This is a genomic window from Actinomyces sp. ICM39, assembly GCF_000282935.1.
Classification (GTDB): Bacteria; Actinomycetota; Actinomycetes; order Actinomycetales; family Actinomycetaceae; genus Pauljensenia; species Pauljensenia odontolytica_B.
This window is the reverse complement of record NZ_ALCB01000132.1, coordinates 1-2,571: the sequence shown is the minus strand read 5'-3', so window position 1 is coordinate 2,571 and position 2,571 is coordinate 1. Positions and strand designations below refer to the sequence as shown.

3 protein-coding genes are annotated in these 2,571 nt (G+C 67.6%); 1 reads left to right on the top strand and 2 read right to left on the bottom strand.

Annotated features, from left to right (window positions below):
* Window positions 1-37 precede the first annotated feature (37 nt).
* Window positions 38-970, bottom strand: coding sequence for a patatin-like phospholipase family protein (locus HMPREF1137_RS08620; RefSeq protein ID WP_009054424.1), 933 nt, complete (start codon window positions 968-970; stop codon window positions 38-40).
* 28 nt (window positions 971-998) lie between these two features.
* Window positions 999-1,577, bottom strand: a complete 579-nt coding sequence (locus HMPREF1137_RS08615) for a GtrA family protein (RefSeq protein WP_009054425.1) — start codon at window positions 1,575-1,577, stop codon at window positions 999-1,001.
* Window positions 1,578-1,641: 64 nt separating this feature from the next.
* Here HMPREF1137_RS08615 and HMPREF1137_RS08610 point away from each other — a divergent pair.
* Window positions 1,642-2,571 (top strand): S9 family peptidase (locus tag HMPREF1137_RS08610; protein ID WP_009054427.1); only part of this gene is annotated, 930 nt, incomplete at its 3' end.

The window sequence follows — 2,571 nt, the reverse complement described above, 5'->3', positions numbered from 1 at the left end:
AGCGGCGCGACAAGCACCGCCGCAGGAACAGGACAGCCTACAGCCCCAGGAACGCCTTGATCGCGGGCATTTCGCGCACGGCCTGCACCAGGCCCGCACGGTAGGTTGCTTCCAGGCGTTCGCGCCGCGACTCGGTGTTGTTGATCCACAGGTTGTCGGGGGCGAACACGTAGGCCTGGCCTCGTTCTTCGAGTTCGAAGAGGAGGCGGCGTCCCGCGTTGTAGCGGTCGGGGCGCCGGGCCACGCCCTCGAACACGGACGGGAAAGAACGGTAGGCAGTGCGCAGGAGGGCGCCCACGCTGGCGGGCATGGGGCCCTTGACGTAGTCGCGGGGGCGGGTGAGGACGACGAGGAGTTTGCGGTAGCCCTCGCGCAGGGGCTGGTCGAAGGGCAGGCCGCCGTTGGGGCCGAGCGCACCATCGACATAGGTGTCGCCGTCGATCTCGACGGGAGGCATGAGGATCGGCAGCGTGGAGGAGGCGCGGATGATGGGTCCGAGCGTGTCCAGGGTGCTCATTTCCTCCTTGGAGAACCAGCGGACCTGCCCGCGCGACGCGTTGAAGGTCGCGACGCGCGTGGTCGCCGGGTTCGCCAGAAACGCATCCATGTTGAAGGGCAGGGCGCCGTCGGGGTAGCAGATCTGCTGGTAGATGTACTCGGCGTTGAAGTAGCCGTGGCCCTTGCGGAAGTGCTTGAGTCCGCCGAATTCGGGGTCTTCGACGAGGTCGACAAAGGTATCGTGGGAACGCTGGGCATCGCGTGAGGTGAAGTTGCACAGGTGGCTGGACCCCGCGGAAACCCCGGAGATATGGGGGAAGTTGATGCCTTCGGCGATGAGTCGGCTCACGAGCGCGGCGGTGTAGGCGTTGCGCATGCCGCCGCCTTCGAAGACGAGGGCGGTGTCGTCGATGGTGACCATCGTGGCGATGGATTCTTCGGGGGTCGGGTAGTGCTCTGGCGTTTCCTTCACGTTTCGACCCTACCGCCGTGCCTCGAACCTACGCGCGCGTATGCCCGGTGAAGACCACGTAGTGGTAGAAGAAGAAGCGGAACGCGGTGCCCAGGGCGAAGCCGACGACGTAGACGGCGATGTTGTCGGCCACCGCCGAGGTGTACCCCAGGATGTGATGGGTAAACAGCAGGCAGAACTGGGAGATGCCGATGCCGCAGGCGTTCGCAAAGAAGAAGAGGATGGCCTCGCGCGTAGCATTGTCCCGCGTGCGTCCGCGGTAGGTCCACAGGCGGTTGGCGATCCACGAGTACAGGGTCGCGGTCGCGGCGGCGATGAATTGCGCGGTGTTGGGGTGTCCGGCGAGGAAGCCGAGCGGCCCGTGCTGGAGCAGGTTGAACAGGCCGGCGTCGACAACGTAGGCGGTGGCTCCGACCATGCCGAATTGGATGAACTCGCGCACCCAGGCGAGGAGTCGCTCGGTGAGGCTCAGGGACGAGGCCGGGGCCGCTCCCCCGTCAACCTGCCCTCTGGTCCGGGGCTGGGGACGAGGCGCGGACGGGTCCGCGAGCGCCGCGGGTTCGAGCGCGGCAGCGGATCCGCGCGAGGGAGCTTGTTCGTCATTCACTCGTATAGTCTCGCACGGTCGTGCCGCTGTTTCGTGGATCCTCATCAGTTGGCCCACCTCTAAGATGGTCCACATGACTGACACGACCACGCGTGAGGCGGCCAATGCCTCGTCGATGAACACTCCCCCGGTTGCCCCGAAGCGTTACGGGTACCGGGTGCGCGACCAGTTCGGGCAGCATTTTGATGACCCGTGGGATTGGTTACGCGACGGCGAGGATCCCGAGGTCAGGGCTCATTTGGAGGCGGAGAACGCGTGGGCGGACACGGTGACGGCGCCGACGCGCGAGGCGGCCGAGCGCCTCGTGGAGGAGGTCAAGGCCTCCACGGCGCTCACCGACGTGACGGTTCCGATCCGCGAGGGCGAGTTCTGGTATTTCCGGCGTTTCGCGGAGGGCCAGTCGTACGCGACACATCACCGCGCGCCGGTGGAGCGCGACGAGGCAGGTGCCCCGATTCCGCTCGTCCCCCAACCGGGCGTCCCCACGCAGGGCGAGGAGCTCCTCGTCGATGAGAACGAGTGGGCGCGAGGGCAGGAGTTTTTCCGCCTGGCGGACATGTACCCGTCCCCGGATGGGCGCCTGATCGCGTGGGCGCGGGACACGAGCGGGGATGAGCGCTACACGTGGGTCGTGCAGGAGGCCTCGGGCCGCGTCATCGACGAGGCCGTGGTGGACGCCGGGTACGGCTTCGCGTGGGCGGATGATTCCGCTTCCTTTATCTACATGGGCGTGGACGACGCGTGGCGCGCGTGCGACGTGTGGCTGCACCGCGTGGGCACGCCGCGCGAGACCGACGAGCTGCTGTTGGTCGAGCCGGACGAGGGCTTCGAGATGGGGTTTGCGCCCTCGGGTTTCCCGGGGCACGTCGTCATTCATGCCTCGTCGTCGACGGCGGGCCGCGCGTGGCTGTGGCTGCCCGCCCACCCGTCCGTGCGCCCGCTGCCGCTCATGCCGGTGCGCCCGCGCACGCTGGTGTCGGCGGATTCGGCGGGC